General features: G+C 67.6%; 17 protein-coding genes. 16 read left to right on the forward strand and 1 reads right to left on the reverse strand.

Annotated elements, in window-relative coordinates; translation table 11 throughout:
* Position 1 precedes the first annotated feature (1 nt).
* From dnaE to RM531_RS02555, 9 genes are all read left to right on the forward strand, one after another.
* Positions 2-3,493 carry a DNA polymerase III subunit alpha gene (dnaE, locus tag RM531_RS02515; protein WP_311657054.1) on the forward strand — a complete coding sequence of 1,164 codons (3,492 nt, stop codon included), beginning with the start codon at positions 2-4 and terminating at the stop codon, positions 3,491-3,493.
* A 30-nt stretch (positions 3,494-3,523) separates the two neighbouring features.
* The gene (locus RM531_RS02520) at positions 3,524-4,489 is read left to right on the forward strand and encodes an acetyl-CoA carboxylase carboxyltransferase subunit alpha (protein WP_311657056.1); all 966 of its coding nucleotides are present in this window, start codon (positions 3,524-3,526) and stop codon (positions 4,487-4,489) included.
* Positions 4,490-4,502: 13 nt separating this feature from the next.
* On the forward strand, positions 4,503-5,816 hold the full coding sequence (gene tilS, locus RM531_RS02525) for a tRNA lysidine(34) synthetase TilS (protein WP_311657058.1): 1,314 nt from the start codon (positions 4,503-4,505) through the stop codon (positions 5,814-5,816).
* Positions 5,817-5,897: 81 nt separating this feature from the next.
* On the forward strand, positions 5,898-7,541 hold the full coding sequence (gene pyrG, locus RM531_RS02530; protein ID WP_311657060.1) for a CTP synthase: 1,644 nt from the start codon (positions 5,898-5,900) through the stop codon (positions 7,539-7,541).
* A complete protein-coding gene (kdsA, locus tag RM531_RS02535) occupies positions 7,538-8,374 on the forward strand; it encodes a 3-deoxy-8-phosphooctulonate synthase (protein WP_311657061.1) in 837 nt (278 codons plus the stop codon). The genes pyrG and kdsA overlap by 4 nt, the downstream gene beginning before the upstream one ends.
* 25 nt (positions 8,375-8,399) lie before the next feature.
* Positions 8,400-9,677, forward strand: coding sequence for a phosphopyruvate hydratase (eno, locus tag RM531_RS02540; protein WP_311657062.1), 1,278 nt, complete (start codon positions 8,400-8,402; stop codon positions 9,675-9,677).
* A 66-nt stretch (positions 9,678-9,743) separates the two neighbouring features.
* Entirely contained in the window at positions 9,744-10,022 is a 279-nt protein-coding gene (locus RM531_RS02545; protein WP_311653270.1) for a septum formation initiator family protein, read from the forward strand.
* Between the two features lie 35 nt (positions 10,023-10,057).
* The gene (truD, locus tag RM531_RS02550; RefSeq protein WP_311657063.1) at positions 10,058-11,101 is read left to right on the forward strand and encodes a tRNA pseudouridine(13) synthase TruD; all 1,044 of its coding nucleotides are present in this window, start codon (positions 10,058-10,060) and stop codon (positions 11,099-11,101) included.
* Positions 11,098-11,724: a DsbA family protein gene (locus tag RM531_RS02555; protein WP_311657064.1), complete on the forward strand. Its 627-nt coding sequence runs from the start codon at positions 11,098-11,100 to the stop codon at positions 11,722-11,724. Before truD ends, RM531_RS02555 begins: the two co-directional genes overlap by 4 nt.
* Here the strand turns inward: RM531_RS02555 and RM531_RS02560 are convergent.
* Positions 11,711-12,256, reverse strand: coding sequence for a Smr/MutS family protein (locus RM531_RS02560; protein ID WP_311657066.1), 546 nt, complete (start codon positions 12,254-12,256; stop codon positions 11,711-11,713). The genes RM531_RS02555 and RM531_RS02560 overlap by 14 nt on opposite strands.
* Before the next feature lie 93 nt (positions 12,257-12,349).
* Between RM531_RS02560 and surE the strand changes: the two genes are divergently transcribed.
* The 7 genes from surE (at position 12,350) to thrC (ending at position 19,232) form a co-directional block, all read left to right on the forward strand.
* The gene (gene surE, locus RM531_RS02565) at positions 12,350-13,099 is read left to right on the forward strand and encodes a 5'/3'-nucleotidase SurE (protein ID WP_311657068.1); all 750 of its coding nucleotides are present in this window, start codon (positions 12,350-12,352) and stop codon (positions 13,097-13,099) included.
* A 262-nt stretch (positions 13,100-13,361) separates the two neighbouring features.
* The gene (locus tag RM531_RS02570) at positions 13,362-14,045 is read left to right on the forward strand and encodes a protein-L-isoaspartate(D-aspartate) O-methyltransferase (RefSeq protein WP_311657070.1); all 684 of its coding nucleotides are present in this window, start codon (positions 13,362-13,364) and stop codon (positions 14,043-14,045) included.
* A complete protein-coding gene (locus tag RM531_RS02575; protein WP_311657072.1) occupies positions 14,042-14,623 on the forward strand; it encodes a YqaA family protein in 582 nt (193 codons plus the stop codon). Before RM531_RS02570 ends, RM531_RS02575 begins: the two co-directional genes overlap by 4 nt.
* An 8-nt stretch (positions 14,624-14,631) precedes the next feature.
* On the forward strand, positions 14,632-15,318 hold the full coding sequence (locus tag RM531_RS02580) for a peptidoglycan DD-metalloendopeptidase family protein (protein ID WP_311657074.1): 687 nt from the start codon (positions 14,632-14,634) through the stop codon (positions 15,316-15,318).
* A 123-nt stretch (positions 15,319-15,441) separates the two neighbouring features.
* On the forward strand, positions 15,442-16,641 hold the full coding sequence (gene alaC, locus RM531_RS02585; protein ID WP_311657076.1) for an alanine transaminase: 1,200 nt from the start codon (positions 15,442-15,444) through the stop codon (positions 16,639-16,641).
* Positions 16,642-16,713: 72 nt separating this feature from the next.
* On the forward strand, positions 16,714-18,027 hold the full coding sequence (locus tag RM531_RS02590) for a homoserine dehydrogenase (protein WP_311657078.1): 1,314 nt from the start codon (positions 16,714-16,716) through the stop codon (positions 18,025-18,027).
* Positions 18,028-18,104: 77 nt separating this feature from the next.
* Positions 18,105-19,232, forward strand: a complete 1,128-nt coding sequence (gene thrC, locus RM531_RS02595) for a threonine synthase (protein WP_311657080.1) — start codon at positions 18,105-18,107, stop codon at positions 19,230-19,232.
* Positions 19,233-19,271: the final 39 nt, after the last annotated feature.

Below are 19,271 nucleotides of genomic sequence, written 5' to 3' on the forward strand. Positions count from 1 at the left end.
CATGCCGGCCGAATTCGTCCATCTGCGACTGCACACCGAATACTCGCTATCGGACGGGCTGGTGCGGATCAAGCCGCTGCTGGAGGCCGCGCGCAACGCCGACATGCCGGCGGTGGCGATCACCGACAACGCCAACCTGTTCGGCATGGTGAAGTTCTACCGCGCGGCCCTGGCCGCCGGCATCAAGCCGATCATCGGGGCCGACCTGTGGCTGCGTGAGCGCGCCGACGAGGCCCCGGCCCGGGCCACGCTGCTGTGCCAGGACGGCCGCGGCTACCGCAATCTCTGTGAAATCCTCACCCACACTTATCTGCATGGGCAGCAGCGGGGACAGGCCATCACCCATCCGGACTGGCTGGATGGCCGTACCGACGGGCTGATCGCCCTGTCCGGTGCCGATCACGGTGAGATCGGCCGGCTGCTCGCGGCCGGCAAGCCGGAACTGGCGCAAGCGGCTGCCAGACGCTGGCAGGCGCGTTTCCCCGACCGTTTCTACCTCGAGCTGACCCGTACCGGCCGGGCGGGCGAGGAAGCCAGCGTGGCCGCCAGCCTGGAACTGGGGCTGGCGCAGGATATCCCGGTGGTGGCCACCAACGACGTGCGCTTCCTTGATGGCGACGACTTCGAGGCCCACGAGGCCCGAGTGTGCATCCATCAGGGGACCACGCTGGCCGACCCCCGCCGAACCCGTCACTACACCGCCGAGCAGTACCTGAAGACGGCCGAGGAAATGGCCGCGGCCTTTTCCGATCTGCCCGAGGCCCTGACCAACACGGTGGAGGTGGCCCGGCGCTGCAACCTGACGCTGTCGCTGGGGGAGAATTTCCTGCCGGATTTCCCGGTCCCCGAGGGGCATACCGCGGCGTCCCACCTGCGTTCGGAATCGGAAGCCGGTCTGGTCGAGCGGATGGCGGACCTGTTCCCGGACGCCGATGCCCGCAGCGCGGCCGAGCCGGGTTACCGAAAGCGGCTGGATCACGAACTCGACGTGATCGAGTCGATGGGCTTTCCCGGTTACTTCCTGATCGTGGCGGATTTCATCGCCTGGGCCCGTGCCAATGCGGTGCCGGTGGGGCCGGGGCGCGGCTCCGGCGCCGGCTCGCTGGTGGCCTATGCGCTCGGTATTACCGACCTTGATCCATTGAGTTACGACCTCCTGTTCGAGCGGTTTCTAAATCCCGAACGAGTGTCCATGCCGGATTTCGATATCGATTTCTGCATGGACGGCCGCGACCGGGTCATCGAGTACGTGGCCCAGCGCTACGGCGAGGACCGGGTCTCCCAGATCATCACCTACGGCACCATGGCCGCCCGCGCGGTGGTACGCGACGTGGGGCGGGTGCTGGGGCATCCCTACGGCTATGTCGACCGCATCGCCAAGCAGGTGCCCTTTGCCGTGGACATGACCCTGGAGCGGGCGCTGGGCGAGTCCGACGAGCTGCGCGAGGGCTACGACAACGACGACGAGGTCCGCTACCTGATCGATCTGTGTCTCAAGCTCGAGGGGCTAACCCGCAATCCCGGCAAGCACGCCGGCGGGGTGGTGATCGCCCCCAGCGACCTGATCGATTTCACCCCGCTGTACTGCGAACCCAACGGCGGCAACCGGGTGACCCAGTTCGACAAGGACGATGTCGAGGCGGTGGGTCTGGTCAAGTTCGATTTTCTCGGCCTACGCACGCTCACCATCATCGACCGCGCGGTGGCGATCGCGAATCGGCGCCTCGAGGCCCAGGGCGGCGAGGCCATCGATATCCGCCACGTGCCGATGCACGACGCGCCCACCTACAAGCTGCTCAAGTCCGGTCATACCACCGCGGTGTTCCAGCTGGAATCCGCCGGCATGCGGCGGCTGATCAAGCGCCTGCTGCCCGATCAGTTCGAGGACATCGTGGCGCTGGTGGCCCTCTACCGGCCGGGGCCGCTGGAATCTGGGATGGTGGAGGATTTCATCATCCGCAAGCACGGGCGGGCCAAGATCCAGTACCCGCACCCCCGGCTGGAAGCGGTGCTCGAGCCCACCTACGGCGTGATCCTGTACCAGGAGCAGGTGATGCAGATCGCCCGCGAGCTGGCCGGCTACAGCCTGGGTGGCGCGGATCTTCTGCGCCGGGCGATGGGCAAGAAAAAGCCCGAGGAAATGGCCAAGCAGCGGGCGGTGTTCGTCGAAGGTGCCGAAGCCCAGGGCGTGGCCGGCGACACCGCCGCTTACATCTTCGACCTGATCGAGAAGTTTGCCGGCTACGGCTTCAACAAGTCGCACTCGGCGGCCTACGCGCTGGTGTCCTACCAGACCGCCTGGCTCAAGACCCATTACCCGGCCGCGTTCATGTGCGCGGTGCTGTCCGCCGACATGGATCACACCGACAAGGTGGTGACCCTGATCGACGAGTGCCAGCGCATGGACATCGAGGTGCTGGGCCCGGACGTGAATGCCTCGGCCTACGATTTCTCGGTGGTCGACGACGGCACCATCCGCTACGGTCTGGGGGCGATCAAGGGTGTCGGGCGCGGCGCGATCGAGGCCATGATCGGCCAGCGCGAAGCGGGCGGCACCTTCGCCGATCTGCACGATTTCTGTCGCCGCATCGACACCGGCAAACTCAATCGACGCACGCTCGAGGCCCTGATCCGCGCCGGCGCGCTGGACCCGCTGGGCCCCAACCGCGCGAGCCTGATGGCCGGGCTGGGCGATGCCCTGGCCGCGGCGGTGCAACACCGCAGTGCCGCCACCGTGGGCCAGAACGACATGTTCGGTCTGGACGCGGGCCCCGACGAGGCCGCCGGCCCGGGTCTGGCTACATTGCCGGAGTGGCCGGAAGAAGAGCGCCTCAAGGCCGAGCGCGACACCCTGGGCTTGTACCTGACCGGCCATCCCATCAACGCCTGGGAACACGAGCTGCGGCATTTCACCAGCGGCCGCATCAGCGACCTGGTGGGCGATGGCGAACGGCCCAGCGAACGCAACGGCCGGCGCGAGGTCGTCATCGCCGGGCTGGTGGTGGAGCTGCGTCGCGTGCGCCGTGCCCGGCGGCTGATCATCACCCTGGATGACCGCAGCGGCCGCATCGAATGCCCGCTGTTCGAGGAGAAGGCCGCCCGCTTCGAGCACCTGCTGGCGCAGGATCAGTTGCTGGTGGTGCGGGGTCAGTTGCAGTGGGATGATTACACCGAGGCCTACCGCGTCCAGCCCGACGAGATCATGGATGTGGACGCCGCCCGGGAACGCTTTGCCAGCCGCTTGCTGTTACAGTTGTCGGCGTCGTCGTCGCCGGACCTGCAGCAACTGGTGGGCTGTCTCGACCGGTATGGCGCGGAGGGCGGATGCCGGATCGTCGTGCGGTACGAGAACGCCGTAGGTCGGGGGGTTCTGACCATTCCGGACCGGCGCGTCCGGGCCTGCGAAGCTCTGTTACAGGACCTGCGCGGCCTGCTCGGGCCGGAGTCGGTGGATATCCGCTACCGCCGCCGCGGCGACGCATCCGCCGCCTGACGGCGATCGATCAGAACAACCGGGAACGGCATGGCAACCAAAGACCTCGAGTATCTGGATTTCGAGAAACCGATTGCGGAACTGCAGGCCAAGATCGAGGAACTGCGGTTCGTGGCCGACGGCAGCGAGGTCAATCTGAACGAGGAGATCGGCCGCCTCGAAAGCAAGAGCCGCAGTCTCACCGAGGAAATCTTCGGCAAGCTGTCGCCCTGGCAGATCACCCAGCTGGCCCGGCACCCGCAGCGGCCCTACACCCGCGACTACATCGACGCGATCTTCAGCGATTTCGAGGAACTGCACGGCGACCGTCATTTCGCCGATGATCCCGCCATCATCGCCGGCCCGGCGCGCCTGGGTGGGCGGCCGGTGATGGTCATCGGCCACCAGAAGGGCCGTGACACAAAGGAAAAGATCCACCGCAACTTCGGCATGCCCAAGCCCGAGGGCTATCGCAAGGCGCTGCGGCTGATGCAGATGGCCGAGCGTTTCCGCATGCCGGTGCTCACCTTCATCGATACGCCCGGCGCCTATCCCGGCATCGGCGCCGAGGAACGCAATCAGAGCGAGGCCATCGCCCGCAACCTGCTGGAAATGTCGCGCCTGCGCACGCCCATCGTCTGCACCGTGATCGGGGAGGGCGGCTCCGGCGGGGCGCTCGCCATCGGCGTAGGGGATCACGTGGCGATGCTGCAATACAGCGTCTATTCGGTGATTTCCCCGGAAGGCTGCGCCTCGATTCTCTGGAAAAGCTCGGGCAAGGCCCAGGAGGCCGCCGACGCGATGAAGCTCACCGCCCGAAGCCTGTACGAACACCGGCTGATCGACGAGATCATCCCCGAGCCGCTGGGCGGCGCCCACCGGGATTTCGACGTCATGGCCAACCGCCTCGGCGAGCGCCTGGACGCGGCGGTCAATCAGTTGCTGGGCACCGGCGGCACTGACCTGGTCAACGGCCGGCACGAACGCCTGATGCGTTTCGGCGACTTCAAGGCCTGAACCGGACCCCGCGGTGGCGTCGCCGCGCGAGCGAATCCGGGCCGCCCTGACCGATCTGGTCGACCCGGCCAACGATGGCCACTGGCTGGTGGCATTCAGCGGCGGCGTGGATTCCTCGGTCCTGCTGCACGAACTCGCCGCCATCGCCCCGGGCCGTGTGCGGGCCGTCCATGTCTGCCACGGCATGCATCCCGATTGCGGACGCTGGGCCGACCACTGCCGGACGGTCTGCGAAGGGCTGGGGCTGACGCTCGAGCGGCGCGACGTGACGGTGGCGACGGGGCAGGGTGAGAGCCCCGAGGCAGCGGCCCGCGATGCCCGCTACCGGGCGCTGGCTGTGGCGCTGCAGCCGGATGAACGGCTGGTCACCGCCCATCATGCGGATGATCAGGCCGAGACCTTCCTGCTGCAGGCATTGCGCGGCAGCGGCGTAGCCGGGCTAGCCGCCATGCCCCAGGCCCCCACGGGTGCGCGACCGGCGCGGCCGTTTCTGAGTCTTACCCGGGCCGATCTTCTGGCCCGGGCCCGGGAGCTGGGGCTGACCTGGATCGAGGACCCCAGCAATCAGGATGATGCGGTGGACCGCGCCTATCTGCGTGGACGGGTCTGGCCGTCGCTGGCGGCACGCTGGCCGGCGGCGGCGACATCGCTGTCCCGCGCCGCCGCCAGTGCCGCGGAAGCCCGCCGTCTGCTCGACGAGCTGGCGGCGGCGGATCTGGCCGGGAGCGCCCGGGGCGAGACCCTCGATGTCGAGGCCCTGCGCCAGCTTGGCGTCGACCGGCAGCGCAACCTGCTGCGGTACTGGCTGCGCGGGCTGGGCCTCGACTGCCCGGATCAACGCCATCTGGCCCAGATCCGGCAACAGGCGCTGGGGGCCGCGGCCTCGCGTCAGCCTCGAGTGACCTGGCCGGGGACCGAGCTGCGCCGCTTCAACGGCCGGTTGTTCGCGTTCACCCAGCTATCGCCGGCGCCGGCCGGCTGGCAGGTGGACTGGGATGGCAGTGTTCCGCTGGATCTGCCGGGCGGCCTGGGGCAGCTCGATGCCGAGGCACCATGCCCGGTCCCGTTGCAGGTGCGATTGCGGCGCGGCGGTGAACGCCTGCGGCTGCCGGGACGCGCCCATCACGCATCCCTGGGCGAACTCTGCCGGCAGGCGGGCGTCCCGCCGTGGGTGCGCGAGCGGCTGCCGCTGGTGTTTGCCGACGAGCGCCTGGTAGCGGTGGCCGACTGGCTTGTTGCCGACCCCGCCGAACTGCCGGCTGGCGCCGTTCTGCCGCCGTTGCACTGGTCCACCCGCCTGCCCGGATGGCCGCCCGCAACGTTGTGAGCCCGGGGGGATTGGGCTAGCATGCGCGCTGACGCGTTCGCGCCCGTCTAGTCCGCTTACCTTCTCGCTTCCGGGATCCGCATGACCTCCGAATCGTCGGCGACTCGCTATATCTTCGTGACCGGCGGGGTGGTGTCTTCGCTGGGCAAGGGCATTGCCGCCGCATCGCTGGGATCGCTGCTGGAATCGCGCGGGCTCGAAGTCTCCATGATCAAGCTCGACCCGTATCTGAACGTGGATGCGGGCACCATGAGCCCGTTCCAGCACGGCGAGGTCTACGTCACCCGCGACGGGGCGGAAACCGACCTGGATCTCGGGCATTACGAGCGCTTTCTGAAACACCGCACCTCGCGGCTTTCCAACTTCACCACCGGCCAGATCTACAACAACGTGATCAGTCGGGAGCGCCGTGGCGACTATCTGGGCGGCACGGTGCAGGTGATTCCGCACATCACCGACGAGATCAAGCGCTGCATCCTGGAAGGGGCCGAAGGCGCCCAGGTCTGCCTGGTGGAGATCGGCGGCACGGTCGGTGACATCGAAAGCCTGCCGTTTCTCGAGGCCATTCGTCAGCTCGGGGTGGAACTGGGCCGTGACCGGGTGCTGTTCATGCACCTCACGCTGGTGCCCTACATCTCCTCCAGCGGCGAGATGAAGACCAAGCCCACCCAGCATTCGGTGAAGGAACTGCGCTCCATCGGCATCCAGCCGGACGTGCTGGTGTGCCGGGTGGATCGGCCGCTGCCCGACGGCGAGCGGCGCAAGATCGCGCTGTTCACCAACGTCAACGAGCGCCACGTCATCGCCGCCGAGGACGTGGATGACATCTACAAGATTCCCTCGCTGCTGCAGGCGCAGCACCTCGATGGCCTGGTGATCGAACACTTCGGTCTCAGCGCCGGCCCGGCCGACCTGTCCGGCTGGGGCGAGCTGGTGGCCGCCCGCGCCCGGCAGGACGTGGACGTCAACGTCGCGATGGTCGGCAAGTACGTGGATCTGGCCGACGCCTACAAGTCGGTCAACGAAGCGCTGGCCCACGCCGGGCTGCATACCCGTACGCGGGTCAACATCCGTTACGTGGATTCCGAACAGATCGAAACCGAGGGTCCGGGCGTGCTGGACGGCTGTGACGCCGTGCTGGTCCCCGGCGGTTTCGGCGAGCGCGGCATCGAGGGCAAGATTCTCGCCGCCCGCCATGCCCGCGAGTCGGGCATCCCGTATCTGGGCATCTGCCTGGGCATGCAGGTGGCCGCCATCGAGTTCGCCCGCCACGTGGCCGGCCTGACCGGCGCCCACAGCACCGAATTCCAGCCCTACGCCACCGAGCCGGTGATCGCGCTGGTCACCGAGTGGCACGACGTCGCCGGCGGGGTGGAGCGGCGCAGCGAAAGTTCGGACCTGGGCGGCACCATGCGCCTGGGCGAGCAGCGCTGCGATCTCGTGGCCGGCAGTCTGGCCGCGCGGCTCTACGGCCGCGAGCAGGTGCTCGAGCGCCACCGGCACCGCTACGAATTCAACAACCAGTACCGGCAGGTGCTCAGCGACCACGGGCTGACGTTTTCCGGCTTCTCGGTCGAGGACGATCTGGTGGAAATTCTGGAGCTGGCCGACCATCCCTGGTTTCTGGGCTGCCAGTTCCATCCCGAATTCACCTCCACGCCGCGCGACGGGCATCCGCTGTTCATCGGATTCGTCACCGCGGCGCGTGAACGCCGGACCGCATGAATCTCTGCGGGTTCGAAGTGGGGCCGCGGGCGCCGCTGTTTGTCATTGCCGGCCCGGATACGCTGGAATCCCCCCAGCTAGCGCTGGATGTGGCCGGCCACCTGGCCGAGGTCACCCGGGAGCTGGGCATCCCCTACGTGTTCAAGGGCTCCTTCGACAAGGCCAATCGCAGTTCGCATGACAGTTATCGCGGGCCGGGCCTGGACGCGGGGCTGAAGATTCTCCAGTCCGTACGCGAGCAGATCGGCGTACCGGTGCTCACCGACGTCCACACCGAGGAACAGATTGCCCCGGTGGCCGAGGTGGTGGACGTGCTGCAGACTCCGGCCTTTCTCTGCCGCCAGACCGATTTCATCCAGCGGGTGGCGGCCTGCGGCCGGCCGGTCAACCTGAAGAAGGGGCAGTTCGTGTCGCCCTGGGACATGGCCCGCATCGTGGAAAAGGCGGTGGCCGCCGGCGGCGGCGATCGGCTGATGCTGTGCGAACGCGGCTTCTGCTTCGGCTACAACAACCTCGTAGTGGACATGCGTGGCCTGGCCGCCATGCGCGACCACGGCTGCCCGGTGGTGTTCGACGCCACCCATTCGGTGCAGCTGCCGGGCGGGCAGGGGACGGTGTCCGGGGGCCAGCGGGAATACATTCCGGTCCTGGCGCGGGCCGCGGTGGCGGCCGGCGTGGCCGGCGTGTTCATGGAAACCCACCCGCGGCCCGATGAAGCGCTGTGCGACGGGCCGAACTCGCTACCCCTGAACCGCGTACGGGAACTGCTCGAGACATTGCAGGCGCTGGACAGTGTCGCCAAACGTCATCCTTATCTCGAAGAATCGTTTTAATCTAGTTAGTTGGTAAAAAGCGTTTATGTCGAAAATCAAGTCGATCAAGGGTCTTCAGGTCATCGATTCCCGCGGGCATCCCACGGTAGCCGCCGAGGTGATGCTCGAATCCGGCGCGGTGGGCCGGGCGATGGTGCCGTCCGGCGCCTCCACGGGTTCGCTCGAGGCGGTTGAACTCCGCGACGACGACAAGGACCGGTTCCTGGGCCGCGGCGTGACCAAGGCCGTGGCCAACGTCAACGGCGAGATCGGCCGCGCGCTCAAGGGCTTCGACGCCGATGACCAGGCTGGTCTGGACCAGCGCATGATCGATCTCGACGGCACCGACAACAAGGGCAAGCTCGGCGCCAACGCCATTCTCGGGGTCTCGCTGGCCACCGCGCACGCGGCCGCCGCGGACGCCGGCGAGATGCTCTACCAGCACCTCGGCGGGGATGACGCCCGCGAGCTGCCGGTACCCATGATGAACGTGATCAATGGCGGCGCCCACGCCGACAACAACGTCGATCTGCAGGAATTCATGATCCTGCCCACCGGCGCCAAATCCTTTTCCGATGCAGTACGTTGCGGCGCGGAGATCTTCCAGCACCTGAAAAAGCTTCTGGCCGAACGGGGCCAGAATACCGCAGTGGGCGACGAGGGCGGTTTCGCCCCGGATCTGCCCTCCAACGCCGCGGCGCTGGAAACGCTCGTCACCGCGATCGAGCGTGCGGGTTACAAGCCGGGCGAGGATGTCTGGCTGGGGCTGGACGTAGCCAGCACCGAGTTCTACCGCGATGGCCGTTACTATCTGGCCTCCGAAAACAAGGACTTCCACGCCCCCGGTTTCGTCGATTATCTGGCCGGGCTGGTGGACGAGTATCCGATCCTCACCATCGAGGACGGCATGGCCGAGGACGACTGGGACGGCTGGAAACTGCTTACCGATCGCCTGGGCGACAAGGTGCAGCTGGTGGGCGATGACCTGTTCGTCACCAACACCCGCATCCTGCGCCAGGGCATCGACGCCGGGGTGGCCAACGCCATTCTGGTCAAGCCCAACCAGATCGGCACCCTCACGGAAACTCTGCGGGCGATTGATCTGGCCACCCGCTCCGATTACGCCGCGGTGGTCTCGCACCGCTCCGGGGAGACCGAGGACGCCACCATCGCCGACCTGGCCGTGGCCACCCGCGCCACCCAGATCAAGACCGGGTCGATGTCCCGTTCCGACCGGGTGGCCAAGTACAACCGGCTGCTGGCCATCGAGGCGGCGCTGGGCGATCGGGCGAAATACCCCGGCCGCGAGGCGTTCCCGGTCTAGTCAGTCGGCGAGGGAACACACCTCGCCGCTTGTGCATTTGCGTCGGTGGAGCGCTACACTCCGCCCATGGACCGCATTGCCATCATTGCGCTGTGCCTGCTCATCGCCGGATTGCAGTTCCGGCTGTGGGTGGGTGACGGCGGGTATGCCGATACCCACCGATTGAGCCAGGAGATCGAAACCCTGGCCGGCGAGAACGAGGTGCTGCGCGCCCGGAACGACGCGATGGCCGCCGAAATCGCCGAGCTCGACGACGGCGGCAAGGCGATGGAAGGTCGCGCCCGGTCCGATCTGGGCATGATCAAGCAAGGCGAGCAGTTCTACCTGGTCATCGATCGCCGTTGACCGGCGCTCCCGCCCCCAGACCCGATCCCGTTATCTTGCTGCCCACCGCTGGGCCGGCTCCGGCTGCCCGCGCGCTGATGCGGGCCGAGGATGCGGATTTTCGGGTCGAGGAACTGATGCCCGTCACCCTGACCGGGCAGGGTGAGCACCTCTGGCTGCAGGCCCGCAAGACCGGCTGGAACACCGCTGCCGTGGCAGACCGGCTGGCCGACCATTACGGCCTGCGTTCCCGCGACATCGGCATGGCCGGCCTCAAGGACCGGCACGCGGTCACCACTCAGTGGTTCTCCCTGCCGGTGCCGATCAAGCAGGTAGCCCCGGACCCGCCGGATCTGGATGGCGTCGAGTGGCTGACGATGACCCGCCACGACCGCAAGCTGCGCCGCGGCACCCATCGGGGCAACCGGTTCGAGTTGTGTCTGCGTTCGGTCGAGGGTGATCGCGACCGGATGGAACAGGCACTCGTCCGCGTACGCGAGGCCGGTGTTCCCAACTACTTCGGCGCCCAGCGCTTCGGCAACGGGGCCCGCAATCTGGATCTGGCGGACCAGCTGTTCGCCGGCCGGCGAATGAAGCCCGCCGGGCGCAGCTTCGCGCTGTCGGCCGCGCGTTCCCACCTGTTCAACCAGGTACTGGCGCGGCGGGTCGAGCAGGGCGACTGGAACCGGTTGCTGCCCGGCGAATTCGTCTGTCTGGCCGGCAGCCAGAGCGGCTTTCAGCCGCCGGATGACGAAATCGCCGGCGACACCCTGCAGCGCCGCCTGGCGGAATTCGACATCCATCCCAGCGGCCCGCTGCCCGGCCGTGGCCGGCCGGAGGTCGCGGGCGAGGTGCTGGCACTGGAAAACGACGTGACCGCGCCCTTCGAGGCCTGGCTGGCCGGTCTGGTCAAGCACAAGGTGGATGCCGCCCGCCGGCCGCTGCGGGCGGTGGTGCCGGATCTGGCCTGGGACTGGCCGGACGCGGATTCCCTGCGAATGCGCTTTTCGCTGCCGTCCGGCAGTTTTGCCACCATGCTGGTACGCGAGATCATCGACGTGACCGAGCCCGCAAGAGAGCGACCCGCCGAGTCGGCATGACCGACGCCAGCCTGCTCTACATCGCCGACCCGATGTGTTCCTGGTGCTACGGATTCGGCCCGGAGATGCGCCGGCTGGTGGCCGCCTACGGCGACCGGATCGGGGTGGAGCTGATTGCCGGCGGCCTGTATCCGGGCAACGCGATGGTGTTGCCGCCGGGCCAGCGCCGCTGGGTGCTGCATCACTGGGCAGAAGTCCAGGCGCATACCGGGCTGACCTTCGACTTCGACGCCGCCATGCCCGAGGGCTTTGTCTATGACACCGAGCCGGCCTGCCGGGCGGTGGTGGCCATGCGCCGGCTGGCCCCGGACATGGCGCTGGCCTACTTCGACCGGCTACAGGGGGCCTTCTATCGTCAGGCCCGCGACCTGACCGATGACGCCGTGCTGATCGAGCTGGCCGGGAACCTGGCGCCGGACGCTGACGCGTTCGCGGCCTGCCTGAACGACCCGGATACCCGCGAGGCCACCCAGGAGGATTTTCATCGACGGCACCAGTTCGGGGTGCGAGGCATGCCCGCCGTAATCATCAGCGATGCGCGCGGCTACAAGCGTCTCACCGAGGGTTATCAGCCGTTCGACACGCTGCGCAAGCGCCTGGAAAAGCGGCTCACGCGCGTTTGAGCAGAACGTAGACGGCCCCGGTGCCGCCGTCCACCCGGCGGGCCGAGCAGTAGGCCAGCACCTCGTTGCGCTGGCGCAGCCAGCCGGCCACCTTCTGACGCAGTACCGGGCCGCGGTTGCCCGAACGCAGCCCCTTGCCGTGGATGATGCGCACGCAGCGGTGATCGCGTTCGCGGGCCTCCGCCAGGAACACCGCGAGCGCATGGCGGGCGGTGTTCACGAACTGGCCGTGCAGGTCCAGCTCGGCATCGCAGCGGTACTGGCCGCGGCGCAGGCGGCGCAGGGTGGCTAACTGGATGCCGGGACGGCGGAACATGAATTCCTCGCCGGTTTCCACGTCCTCCGGGTCCTGATCGAGCAGGGAGGCGATTACCGCGGCCTCGTCGGCCTCGCGCGACAGTGGGCGGGTTGACGGCGTAGCCGGTTCCGGGCGGCGCCGCTGACTGCCGCTCAGGGGCGCGGCGTCGGCGGCTTCGCGCCGGAACAGGTCGCGTTCCTCCGGGGTCAGTGTCCTGGTCGGCTTTCGATCCATGGCGATCAGCGGTTGGCGGCCCGATGCGCTACCATAACGGCTGCTGCCGCGCCGGTATCCGGCGCCACTTTATAACCATTATCAGCACCCTGCATGCGCATTCTGCTCTCCAATGACGACGGGTGCCACGCACCCGGCCTGACCTGCCTGCGCCAGACCCTGGCCGCAGCCGGCCATGAGCTGGTCACCGTGGCGCCGGACCGCAACCGCAGCGGCGCCAGCAATTCCCTGACGCTGGAACAGCCGCTGCGGGTGCGTTCCCACGAGGACTCGGTGTACTGCGTGGACGGCACCCCCACCGATTGTGTGCACATCGCGCTCACCGGCCTGCTGGACTGGGAGCCCGACATGGTGGTCTCCGGCATCAACGCCGGCGCCAATCTGGGCGACGACGTGCTCTACTCGGGCACCGTGGCGGCGGCCACCGAGGGTCGGTTTCTCGGCCTGCCGGCGGTGGCGGTGTCGCTGCACGGCGAGTCGCCGTCCCACTATGACACCGCCGCACAGGTCGCGGTTTCCATTGTCGATCTGCTCCAGCGCGACCCGCTGCCGGCCGATACCATTCTCAACGTGAATGTCCCGGACTGTCCGCTGTACGAACTGGCCGGCCACGAGGCCACGCGCCTGGGCAACCGCCACCGCGCCGAGCGGGTGGTGCGCCAGAACGATCCGCGCGGCAATCCCATCTACTGGATCGGCCCGGCCGGGGCCGAGTCCGACTCCGGCGCCGGTACCGATTTCCATGCGGTGGCCAACAAGCGGGTATCGGTGACGCCGATCCAGACCGATGTCACCCGGTTCGCCGCGCTGGACCAGATCGCGGGGTGGGTACAGGGGCTGTGATTGTGGAACCTCTGATTTATGCCCACGCGGATCACGTTTGTGTCCCAAAAGCTTCGAATGCAAGGCGCCCGGCGCCGCGCCGTGGCAGGCCCCACGGTCAAGCCGGGCAACGCCGCAGTCGAAGCTTTTGGGCCAAACCCCGAAGGGGCCGGGCCTTTGCGCGCTCCTGGACGGCGTCATTCGTCGCTTATTTGCAATCAGCAAACCGCACTCCTCATTCCTTGCCAGAAACGCGCAAAGACTCCGGCGTGACCGTGTCGGCATGAATCAGAGGTTCCCTAGCCGACATCCGCACGCCCGCGGCCTGGGCGTGACCTCGCAGCGGGCGCGCGATCGGCTGGTGGCCGGCCTGCGCCAGGCAGGGGTCACCCACGAGGCGGTGCTCGAGGCAATGGCCCGCGTGCCGCGCCATGCCTTCATCGACGAGGCCCTGTCCTACAAGGCCTACGAGGACACGGCCCTGCCCATCGGCCACGCCCAGACCATTTCCCAGCCATTCGTGGTGGCGCACATGACCGCGCTGCTGCTGGGCGAGGGCGACCCGCCGGATACGGTGCTGGAAATCGGCACCGGCAGCGGTTATCAGGCCGCGGTGCTGGGCGAACTGGTGCGCTCGGTCTATAGCCTGGAGCGGATTCCGCCGCTGTATCAGCGGGCCCGGGCCTGCCTGCGGGAGCTGGGCTATATCAACGTGCGGGTGCGGCTGTCCGACGGCACGCTGGGCCTGCCGGATTACGGGCCGTTCGACGGCATCCTGATCACCGCCGCCGGCGAGGAAGTGCCCGCGGCGCTGCTGGATCAGCTCGCCGACGGCGGCCGGCTGGTGGCGCCGGTGGGCGCGCCGGGTAATCAGCGGCTGATGGTGATGCAGCGCCAGGGCCGCGACGTCACCACCCGCGAGCTGGACCCGGTGAGTTTCGTGCCGCTGGTCGCCGGGCTGGAATGACGCGAATCTGGCGACGGCTCTACGATGCCGTATTGCGGGCGTCGGCCCATCCCCGCGCCAACTGGTGGCTGGCGGGGCTGAGTTTTTCCGAATCCTCCTTCTTTCCCATTCCGCCGGACGTGATGCTCGCGCCCATGTGCCTGGCGCGGCCGGAACGGGCCTGGCGCTTTGCCCTGATCACCACGCTGGCCTCGGTAGTGGGCGGGGTGGCCGGGTATGTCATCGGCGTATTCCTGCTCGACGCGGCCACCGTCTGGATGCAGACCATGGGCTACTGGACCGGCTACCTGCGGGTGCGCGACTGGTTTGCCGACTGGGGCTTCCTGGCAGTGCTGGTGGCAGGTTTCTCGCCCATTCCCTACAAGGTGTTTACGATTGCAGCAGGTGCCGGCGCCATGCCGCTGCTGCCGTTCGTCGCCGCCTCGGCCATCGGCCGGGGCGGGCGGTTCTTTCTGGTGGCGGCGCTGGTGCGCTGGTTCGGCCCGGCGCTGGAGCGTCAACTGTTGCGGTACGTCGATTGGATCGGATGGACAATGGTGCTGCTCATCGCCGTCGGAGTGCTCTGGTACCAGTTATAGCGCTGCTGGTGGCAGCGCTCCTGGCGGGCTGCTCCCTGCGGCAGACGTTCCGGCCCGAACTGCACACGGTGGCGCGGGGCGAGACGCTGTACTCGATCGCCTGGGATTACGGCGTCAAGTGGCAGAACCTGGCCCGCTGGAACGATATCGATCCGCCGTACACGATCTATCCCGGCCAGGAACTCACGCTGGACCCCTACGGCCCGGTGCGGGCCGAGTCGCCGTCATCCGACAAGGCCGAGGAAACCACCCGCACCACTCGCCGTCAGCCCGCCGCCAGTCCCACCCCGGCGCCGACGCCGACGCCGCCTGCCAGCCGCCCGCGGCCGGAAGGCTGGCGCTGGCCGGCGGGCGGCGCGGTGCTGCGGGCCTATACCGGCGGCGAATCGCTCAGCGGCATCGACATCGGCGGCAAGACGGGCGACACGGTGCACGCCGCCCAGGCCGGACGGGTGGTCTACAGTGGGACCGGGCTGAAGGGCTATGGGAATCTGGTGATCATCAAGCACGACGAACAATTCCTGTCCGCCTATGGCTACAACCGCAAGCTGCTGGTCGAGCAGGGCCGGCAGGTCGAGGTGGGCGAGGCGATCGCGGAAATGGGTGTCGGCCCCAACCAGCAGCCGGCGCTGCACTTCGAGGTCCGCCGCGATGGCGCGCCGATCAACCCGCGCGAGGTGCTGCCGCCGCGTTGATCTGGTTGCGGGGCGGGCTTTCTGGCAAAATTCCGCTATTGCGTCGCAGGTGCGGCGCGGGGATGGGCCGCCCTCGGGGCGGCTCATTCATTCGTGATCAGCCCGTTGCCGGAGCCCACGCGTTTGTCCTCCTCGAAAGCCAGCTTCCCCCGTATCGAACGGCTGCCGCCGTACGTGTTCAGCATCGTCAATGATCTGAAGAAGGCGGCGCGAGCGCGCGGGGAAGACATCATCGACCTGGGCATGGGCAATCCGGATCAGCCCACGCCGCAGCACATCGTCGACAAGATGGTGGAAGTGACCCAGCGCGGCGACACCCATCGCTATTCGGTTTCCAAGGGCATTCCGCGGCTGCGGCTGGCGATCTGCGATTGGTACAAGCGCCGCTATGACGTCGAACTGGACCCGGACAGCGAGGCCATCGTCACCATCGGCTCCAAGGAGGGCCTGGCCCATCTGATGCTGGCCACGCTGGAACGCGGCGACCAGGTGCTGGTGCCCAATCCGGCCTATCCGATTCATCCCTACGGCGCGGTGATTGCCGGCGCCGACGTGCGCCATGTGCAGCTCACGCCGGACTCCGACTTCTTCGAGGAGCTGGAAAAGGCCATTAAGGAGTCCTGGCCGCGTCCGAAGATGATGCTGCTGAACTTCCCCTGCAACCCGACCACGGAATGCGCCACGCTCGAGTTCTTCGAAAAGGCGGTGGCGATGGCGCGGGAATACGATCTGTGGATCGTGCAGGACCTGGCCTATGCCGACCTGGTGTTCGACGGCCACGAGGCGCCGTCGATCCTGCAGGTGCCCGGCGCCAAGGAAGTGGCGGTGGAGTCGTTCTCGCTGTCCAAGAGCTACAACATGCCCGGCTGGCGGGTGGGCTTCCTGTGCGGCAATCCCACGCTGATCGCGGCCCTGGCCAAGATGAAGTCGTACCTGGATTACGGCATGTTCACGCCGGTGCAGGTGGCGGCCATCGCCGCCCTCAACGGTCCGCAGGAATGCGTGACCGAAATCCGCGAAATGTACCGGGCCCGGCGCGACGTGTTCTGCGATGGGCTCAACGAAATCGGCTGGACGGTGGAAAAGCCCAAGGCGACGATGTTCGTCTGGGCGCCGGTGCCGGAAATGTACCGCGCGGAAGGGTCGCTGGAATTCTCCAAGCGGCTGCTGCGGGATGCCGAGGTGGCGGTGTCGCCGGGCGTGGGTTTCGGCCAGTACGGTGATGATCACGTCCGCATCGGGCTGATCGAGAACGAACAGCGAACCCGCCAGGCGCTGCGCAACATCAAGCGTATGCTGCGGCGGGATTCGGCCATTGCATGACGGCCTGAAACGGCCATTTCCGGCGCCGCCGTTCGGGGCGGCGCCGCGAGTCAAACGAAGGGAGACATCAGCGTGAAACCGGTCAATGTCGGTCTGTTGGGCCTGGGCACCGTGGGTGCGGGCACCGTCAATCTGCTGGCGAACAACGCGAAGGAGATCGGGCGGCGCGCCGGACGCGTGGTGCGTATTACCCACGCGGCGGTACAGAACCTCGACAAGCCGCGGGAGTGCCCCACCGACGGCATCACGCTCACCACCGACCCGTTCGCGGTGGTCAACGACCCGGATATCGACGTGGTGCTGGAGCTGATCGGCGGCGAGGATGACGCCTACAAGCTGGTGATGGCCGCGATCGAGCAGGGCAAGCACGTGGTCACCGCCAACAAGCACCTGATCGCGCTGCACGGCAACGAAATCTTCGCTGCCGCCGACAAGCACGACGTGGTGGTGACGTTCGAGGCCGCCGTGGCCGGTGGCATCCCCATCATCAAGGCGATCCGGGAGGGCCTGGCCGCCAATCACATCGAATGGCTGGCCGGCATCATCAATGGCACCGGCAACTTCATCCTCAGCCAGATGAAGTTCGAGGGCGCAGATTTCGCCGAGGCCCTGGCCGAGGCCCAGGCGCTGGGCTATGCCGAAGCCGATCCCACCTTCGACGTGGACGGCATCGACGCCGCCCACAAGCTGGCGATCCTGGGTTCCATCGCCTTCGGTATTCCGCTGTCGTTCGACCGCATCTACACCCAGGGCATCCGCGGCATTCACGCCGACGACATCGCCTATGCCGAGGAAATGGGCTACCGGATCAAGCATCTGGGCATCGCCCGGCGCAACGACGGCAGCATCGAACTTCGCGTGCATCCCACGCTGGTGTCGGAAAAGGCGCTGCTGGCCAACGTGGAAGGCGAGAAGAACGCGGTGATGGTCTACGGTGACGCCGTGGGGCCGACCGTCTACTACGGCGCCGGCGCCGGCGCCGGACCCACCGCCTCGGCGGTGGTGGCCGACCTGATCGACACCGTGCGCATGATGAGTGTCGACCCCACCGGCCGGGTACCGCATCTGGCCTTCCAGCCGGACCAGATCACCGACACGCCGATCCTGGGCAACGAGGGCTTCTTCTGCGGCCACTACTTCCGTGTGCAGGTGGCCGACGAGCCGGGCGTGATGTCCAGGATCACCGGCCTGCTGGCCCAGCACGAGATCAGCATCGAGGCGATCCTGCAGAAGGATCCGGAAACCGCCGGCGACGACGCCCTGATCATCATCGTCACCAAGCCGGTGATCGAGGGCCAGGTAATGAAGTTCTTCGATAGCCTGGATGATCTGCCCGAGACGCGACCGGGGCTGGTGCACATGCGCGTGGCGCAGTTCGAGGACTAGGCGTTGCCGTTTCGAGTTTCAGGTTTCGAGTTTCAAGTTGAGTTCGGTTCGGCCCGGGTGCCGCGGAGACTGTCCAGATGAGCCAACGCTATACGGGTTTGATCGAACGCTACCGGGATCGCCTCCCGGTCGCGGATGACGCCCGCCTGATCAGCCTGGGGGAGGGCGCCACGCCGCTCATCCGCCTGCACAACATCCCGCGCGACATCGGGTTCGGCGGCGAGCTGTACGTCAAGTACGAGGGGCTCAATCCCACCGGCTCGTTCAAGGATCGCGGCATGACCATGGCCGTGACCCAGGCGGTGGCGGAAGGCGCCAAGGCCATCATCTGCGCGTCCACCGGGAATACCTCGGCCGCGGCGGCGGCCTATGCGGCGCGGGCTGGGATCACGGCCTTCGTGCTGATTCCGGACGGCAAGATCGCCATGGGCAAGCTCGCCCAGGCGATGATGCACGGCGCCCGCATCATCCAGATCGCGGGCAATTTCGACGCCGGCATGCGGCTGGTGCGCGAAGTGGCCGCGCAGACGCCGGTGACCATCGTCAACTCGATCAACCCCTACCGCCTGCAGGGGCAGAAGACCGCCGCGTTCGAGATTGTCGAGGACCTCGGCCGCGCGCCGGACTACCACTGTCTGCCGGTGGGTAATGCCGGCAACATCACCGCGCACTGGATCGGCTACAGCGAATGCGCCGCCACGCATCACGACGCGGTCACCAATGCCTGCAGCTACTGCGGCGGACGCTGTGCCTACGCCGGCGGCGGCAACGGCGAGCGCCCCACCATGGTGGGCTATCAGGCCAACGGCAGCGCCCCGTTCCTGCGCGGTTCGATGGTGGATGATCCCGATACCGTGGCCACCGCCATCCGCATCGGTCATCCGCAGAGCTGGGATGCCGCCTGGGTGGTGCGCGAGGAATCCGGCGGCTGGTTCGATGAACTCACCGACGAGGAAATCCTGGCCACCCAGAAGCAGCTGGCCGCCCGCGAGGGCGTTTTCTGCGAGCCGGCGTCGGCGGCCTCCCTGGCCGGGGCCCTGCGTGACATCGGCCGCGGCCGCATTGCCGACGGGACCAGCGTGGTGTGCACCCTCACCGGCCACGGTCTGAAGGACCCGGACATCGCCATCAGCCAGGGCAGCGAGATCGAGACCGTGCCGGCCACGCTGGATGCGGTCAGCGCGGTGATCGGCGAAGCGGTCTGACGCCGGGGTTGGTGGTCGACGCCGAACTCCACCGCATCC

The organism is Spectribacter acetivorans, from assembly GCF_031846305.1.
In the GTDB taxonomy this organism is placed as follows: Bacteria; Pseudomonadota; Gammaproteobacteria; order Nevskiales; family Salinisphaeraceae; genus Spectribacter; species Spectribacter acetivorans.

Coding starts and splice junctions, on each gene's coding strand:
- RM531_RS02555 (WP_311657064.1), top strand. CDS start 11,098: ATGACCGACGCCAGCCTGCTCTACATCGCCGACCCGATGTGTTCCTGG.
- RM531_RS02575 (WP_311657072.1), top strand. CDS start 14,042: ATGACGCGAATCTGGCGACGGCTCTACGATGCCGTATTGCGGGCGTCG.
- thrC (WP_311657080.1), top strand. CDS start 18,105: ATGAGCCAACGCTATACGGGTTTGATCGAACGCTACCGGGATCGCCTC.
- RM531_RS02545 (WP_311653270.1), top strand. CDS start 9,744: ATGGACCGCATTGCCATCATTGCGCTGTGCCTGCTCATCGCCGGATTG.
- RM531_RS02520 (WP_311657056.1), top strand. CDS start 3,524: ATGGCAACCAAAGACCTCGAGTATCTGGATTTCGAGAAACCGATTGCG.
- dnaE (WP_311657054.1), top strand. CDS start 2: ATGCCGGCCGAATTCGTCCATCTGCGACTGCACACCGAATACTCGCTA.
- surE (WP_311657068.1), top strand. CDS start 12,350: ATGCGCATTCTGCTCTCCAATGACGACGGGTGCCACGCACCCGGCCTG.
- RM531_RS02560 (WP_311657066.1), bottom strand. CDS start 12,256: ATGGATCGAAAGCCGACCAGGACACTGACCCCGGAGGAACGCGACCTG.
- pyrG (WP_311657060.1), top strand. CDS start 5,898: ATGACCTCCGAATCGTCGGCGACTCGCTATATCTTCGTGACCGGCGGG.
- eno (WP_311657062.1), top strand. CDS start 8,400: ATGTCGAAAATCAAGTCGATCAAGGGTCTTCAGGTCATCGATTCCCGC.
- RM531_RS02570 (WP_311657070.1), top strand. CDS start 13,362: ATGAATCAGAGGTTCCCTAGCCGACATCCGCACGCCCGCGGCCTGGGC.
- kdsA (WP_311657061.1), top strand. CDS start 7,538: ATGAATCTCTGCGGGTTCGAAGTGGGGCCGCGGGCGCCGCTGTTTGTC.